At 61.0% G+C, this 4878-nt stretch carries 4 protein-coding genes; 2 read left to right on the plus strand and 2 right to left on the minus strand.

Translation table 11 applies throughout. From position 1 onward, the window contains the following. The first annotated feature begins 147 nt into the window (after nucleotides 1–147). Nucleotides 148–1953, plus strand: coding sequence for a 2-succinyl-5-enolpyruvyl-6-hydroxy-3-cyclohexene-1-carboxylic-acid synthase (gene menD, locus NW837_RS10370; RefSeq protein ID WP_414331296.1), 1806 nt, complete (start codon nucleotides 148–150; stop codon nucleotides 1951–1953). Here the strand turns inward: menD and miaA are convergent. Beyond that, nucleotides 1877–2941, minus strand: coding sequence for a tRNA (adenosine(37)-N6)-dimethylallyltransferase MiaA (miaA, locus tag NW837_RS10375; RefSeq protein WP_414331299.1), 1065 nt, complete (start codon nucleotides 2939–2941; stop codon nucleotides 1877–1879). The genes menD and miaA overlap by 77 nt on opposite strands. A 283-nt stretch (nucleotides 2942–3224) precedes the next feature. Here miaA and NW837_RS10380 point away from each other — a divergent pair, with 283 nt between their 5' ends. Continuing rightward, the gene (locus NW837_RS10380) at nucleotides 3225–3920 is read left to right on the plus strand and encodes a hypothetical protein (RefSeq protein ID WP_414331300.1); all 696 of its coding nucleotides are present in this window, start codon (nucleotides 3225–3227) and stop codon (nucleotides 3918–3920) included. 87 nt (nucleotides 3921–4007) lie between these two features. Here NW837_RS10380 and rpe read toward each other — a convergent pair whose 3' ends face one another. Further along, nucleotides 4008–4718 carry a ribulose-phosphate 3-epimerase gene (gene rpe, locus NW837_RS10385; RefSeq protein ID WP_414331302.1) on the minus strand — a complete coding sequence of 237 codons (711 nt, stop codon included), beginning with the start codon at nucleotides 4716–4718 and terminating at the stop codon, nucleotides 4008–4010. Nucleotides 4719–4878: the final 160 nt, after the last annotated feature.

Raw genomic sequence — 4878 nt, forward strand, 5'->3', positions numbered from 1 at the left:
CGATTGTGGACGGGACGCAACTGTACTCGACCGTTCAGGAGGCGGCGGCGGATGAGTATTTTCGGCTGCACAATGCCCGCATTCACTTTTTGCCGCCGGGATCCCGATTCGATCTCAACACCTTGTCTCCACTCTGACTGCTGAAATGTGACTGCTGAAAACTTTGTCCTGCCAAGGCGGCTGGACTGGCGCAACCTCAACACCCTCTGGGGATCCCTATTGGCCGAAACCTTGAGTCGGCTGGGTTGCCGTTTAGCGGTGGTGTCTCCGGGATCCCGCTCAGCCCCCCTGACCTACGCCCTGGCCCAGCACCCCGACATCGAGGCGATCCCGGTGCTGGATGAGCGGTCGGCAGCCTTTTTTGCGCTGGGATTGGCCCAGCAAACCCGGCGGCCCATTCCCCTGGTGTGTACTTCCGGCAGCGCTGGCGCTCACTTTTTCCCAGCTCTCATCGAGGCGGCAGAAAGTGGCTGGCCGCTTTTGGTTTTGACGGCGGATCGGCCCCCGGAGCTGCGCCACTGCCGCGCCGGCCAAGCGATTGACCAGGTGAAGCTCTACGGCCATTACCCCAACTGGCAGGCGGAGTTGGCCCTGCCCAGCGCGGATCCAGAAGCCCTGGCCTACTTGCGCCAGACCCTGGTTCACGCCTGGGAGCGCACCCTTTACCCCTTCCCCGGCCCTGTGCATTTGAATGTGCCCTTCCGGGATCCCTTGGCTCCCATTGCCGATGTCAGCACTGCGCCGCTGCTCCATCTACAGGAAGATCCGGAGTTCGAGAAGACCTTTTTTCGTGGGGTTGCTCCTCCATGCACCGGCTCTTCCTTGCAGGCGGTGCGGAGCCCTTTTCAGACGGAGACGGTTTCTTTTTGGCAGGAGTGGCGCAGCTGTGAGCGGGGGGTGATCTTGGCGGGGCCGGCTCAACCGCTGGATCCCCAGCGCTATGTGGAGGCAGTGGCCCGTTTGGCGACGGCTTTGGGCTGGCCGGTGCTGGCGGAGGGGCTTTCTCCCCTGCGGAACTACGCTTCCCTCAACCCCTATCTCATCACCACCTACGACCTCATCCTGCAGCGGGATGATCCCCAGCTTTGGCCGCAGCAAGTCATCCAACTGGGATCCCTGCCCACCAGCAAAGCGCTGCGGCAAACCCTGGCCAAGGTTGCTCCCCGCGTTTGGCGGTTGGATCCCCGCCCTGAGAATGGGGATCCCCTGCACAACCCCACCACCCATTTGCCTTTTGCCGTGGAAGAGTGGGTCTCCGGGATCCCAGAAGCACCGGCCAAGCAAACAACTTTTCTGCAGGGCTGGCTGACAGCCGAAGCGCAAATCCGGACCGCCTTAGACCAGGCTATGGCTGACCTGCCGGAGTGGTTTGAGGGTAGGATAGCCTGGTGGCTGGCCCACCACTTGCCGCCAGAGACGCCGCTATTCATTGCCAACAGCACGCCGGTGCGGGATGTGGAGTGGTTTTGGCCCCCCAACGACCGCCGCATCCGGCCCTACTTCAACCGCGGCACCAACGGCATCGATGGCCTTCTCTCTACCGCCTTCGGGGTGGCCCACCGGCAGCGCCCGACGGTGTTGCTAACCGGGGATCTGGCCTTTTTGCACGACTGCGGCGGCCTGCGGCTTGGCCCTCACCTGCAGGGATCCCTGACCATTCTCCTCATCAACAACCAGGGGGGTGGGATTTTTGAGCTGCTGCCCATCGCTGAGGTGGGCCCACCCTTCGAGCCCTATTTCGCCACGCCCCAGGCGGTGGATTTTGCCCTGCTCTGTCAGGCCCACCACATTCCCCATCGCCGAGTGGAAAGCTGGCAGGAGCTGGCCGAAGCTCTGGATCCCTTACCTGCCCAAGGGGTGCGGGTGTTGGAGATCCTTACGGATCGAAAAGCCGATGCTCAGCGGCGGCGGGACTGGTTTCAACAGTGGTCGGAGCTGCCATCCAAGCCTTGACCTGCTTCCAGATCTGCTCCGGCAAATCCTCAGCTTCGCAGTCCAGCCACAGGGCCACACATCGACCCCTTCCCGACAGGGTGCTGTAGGCATGGCCCTTTTGGATCCCCAGCATGGCTCGAAACCAAGTCATCTGCCGCTTGGCAAATTGGCGGGTGCGCCGCACAATCAGGGGTTGCAGTTCGGCTTCCGGGATCCGCCCCTCCAGATAAGCGCCGATTTCCGCGTAGCCCAAAGTATTCAAAAGGGGCAGGTGGGGCCCATAGCGCTCCCGCAGGGTTTTCACCTCCTCGATCCACCCCCGCTCCATCATCTCCGCCGTGCGCCGGGCAATGCGTTGTTCCAAACGGGGCATTGGGCAGCGCAGCCCCAGGATCAAGATGGGGTAATGGGGGGGATGAGCCCGCCTTAGGCTGGAAGCCGGCTTCCCAGTGGCGTAAACGATCTCCAAAGCCCGCAGCGTGCGCACCGCGTCATGGGGATGAATGTGCTGGGCGGCAACGGGATCCAACTGCTGCAGCCAGGCGTAGCGGATCTCAGGGGGCCAAGTTTCCAGTTGTGTTCTCAGTTGGGGCTGCGGAGGTACCGCAGGGATCCCCAGGCCGGAGGTTACCGACTGGATGTAGAGACCGGTGCCCCCCACCAGGATGGGCGTCTGTCCCTGCCGATGGGCCTCGGCGATGCGGGTTTGGGCCGCCTGTTGGAACTCGGCCACCGTGTAGGTGTGGCGGGGATCCACAAAGTCAATCAGCTCGTGGGGCCAGAGAGCCCGCTCAGCAGGGGTAGGCTTGGCTGTGCCGATGTCGAACTCGCGGTAGACCTGGCGAGAGTCCGCATTCAACAACGGGGATCCCAGCCGTTGGGCCAAAAGCAGCGCCTGTCGAGATTTCCCGGTGGCCGTGGGGCCGGCAATGACGATCAATCCCGGCCATTCTGTCCGGTCAGAAGCTGCTGCAGCGGGAATGCCATTCTCGAGGGTAATGCGCATTCGCTACCCAAACCATCGGCAGGGCAGACTGGCAAGCAACTTTCCTCAGAGACCAGATTAAGATTCTCGAAGAACCTTGTCTCTTTGGGTTAGGATCGGTTACTTACTACCCTGCTTTTTTGCTGTGCTGATCTCATCCTACATTCCTGCTTCGACGGTTTTGAGGGGCAATGGGCCACAGCCGCAGCCAGTGGCGCAGTTTTTACCTCTCCGGCTAGAGCTGTTCGCAAGGCGCGGCCTCAGCCAGATTGGACGGGCAATTGGAACAGGGTTGCTGATGGCTATGCTCATAGGTGTCCCTTGCTCGGCGCGGGGGGAGACCTTGGTGCTCAAGCAGGGAGAAGTGCGCACTCTGCCCCTGTTGCAAACCCGGGCCCGGCTGCCCTTGCAAATGGAAATGCTCTATCTGGGCATGGTCGAGGAGCGCTTCTTGAGCTACGCCCGGGCCAACAACTGGGAGACCCTTTCTAGCGAGCGGGAGGATCCCCGTTGGAGCCGCTGGCAACTGCGCCCTGGGGGGGAGGCTCTTTATCTGCCCGATTCTCCCCCGTCCCAGAATTCCTCGGAGCCGCCCATCTACGCCCGTGGGTTTTATGTGCAGGCCTATTTTGTCGGCGGGCGCCTGGCGGGAATGCACCTGATTCGCAACCCTGAAGAGCCGGGCTTCAACTTGAAGGCCCTGCAAAGGCTTATCCGCGCCTGGTTTCCCGATAATCGCCTGATGTTGTATTACCAAGTGTTGCCAGAGGATCCCGAGCAGCAGGTGCTGGGCGCCTATTTGGGCACCATTCCTCCTCCCTACCTTGCCGATATTCAGCGCAATCGCGTGCCTTTTTGTCAGACTTTTTTCAGCCCCACTTTGCCCCAGCCGATCATCCCCCCCTCCGTCGATGTGCCTCCCCATTGCCTGGGCACAACTGCCGTCAACAGCGGGACGGGGCCTTACGCTGCCCAGAAAGGGGCTGCGGCTATGCGCTAAAGGCACGTGAGGAGTTGGCTCAGCGCAGCGCTGGGGTCAAGCCGGATTTCAGTAAGGGAGCAGTTTCCTTCAAAATGAACTGTCACCTTAAACTGTCACCAGCTCGGGACGGCGGCTGTTGCGAATGCTGCGAATGGCTTCGGCATAGTCTTTGGCTTTGAACACTGCCGAGCCGGCCACAATGGCGTTGGCTCCTGCCTCGATCACCTGCCAAGCGTTGCTTCCCTTCAAGCCACCATCCACCTCGATCCAGGGATCCAGGCCGCGCTCATCACACATGGCCCGTAACTGGCGAATTTTGGGCACCACTGCTGGAATAAAGCTCTGGCCGCCAAAGCCGGGGTTGACGCTCATGATCAGCACCAGATCCACCAGCTCCAGCACGTATTGGATCAGCTCCAGGGGGCTGGCCGGATTGAGCACCACGCCCGCTTGCTTGCCCAGATCCTTGATTTGGCTGAGGGTGCGGTGCAGGTGGATGGTGGAGCTGGACTCTGCGTGCACGGAAATAATGTCGGCCCCTGCCTTGGCAAAATCCGCCACATAGTTCTCCGGCTCCACAATCATCAGGTGGACGTCCAGGGGCTTGGCCGTCACCGGGCGCAGGGCTTCCACCACCAACGGGCCGATGGTGATGTTGGGCACAAAGCGGCCATCCATCACATCCACATGGATCCAGTCGGCCCCCGCCTCATCCACTGCCCGTACTTCCTCCCCCAACCGGCTGAAATCGGCTGAAAGGATGGAAGGGGCGATGACAATCGGCTTTTGCCCAGAGGTCGCTGACGGCTGCACCATGGTGAGTCCTGGGGATTGAAAACAGAGAAACGGAGAAACCTGCTCCTCTATGGTACGGGGTTTGATCCCCTTTGCAAAGCGTCATATCCCCTGATACATTTACGCTGAACACTGCTGAACATCACTGTTCAACTATGCAGCGATAGCATTCTGTTTGTTT

The organism is Synechococcus sp. R6-10, assembly GCF_047461815.1.
In the GTDB taxonomy this organism is placed as follows: Bacteria; Cyanobacteriota; Cyanobacteriia; order Thermostichales; family Thermostichaceae; genus Thermostichus.

What these genes read in the sequence shown, in the direction of transcription:
- miaA (WP_414331299.1), bottom strand. Translation starts at nt 2,941, where the DNA reads ATGCGCATTACCCTCGAGAATGGCATTCCCGCTGCAGCAGCTTCTGAC.
- NW837_RS10380 (WP_414331300.1), top strand. Translation starts at nt 3,225, where the DNA reads ATGCTCATAGGTGTCCCTTGCTCGGCGCGGGGGGAGACCTTGGTGCTC.
- rpe (WP_414331302.1), bottom strand. Translation starts at nt 4,718, where the DNA reads ATGGTGCAGCCGTCAGCGACCTCTGGGCAAAAGCCGATTGTCATCGCC.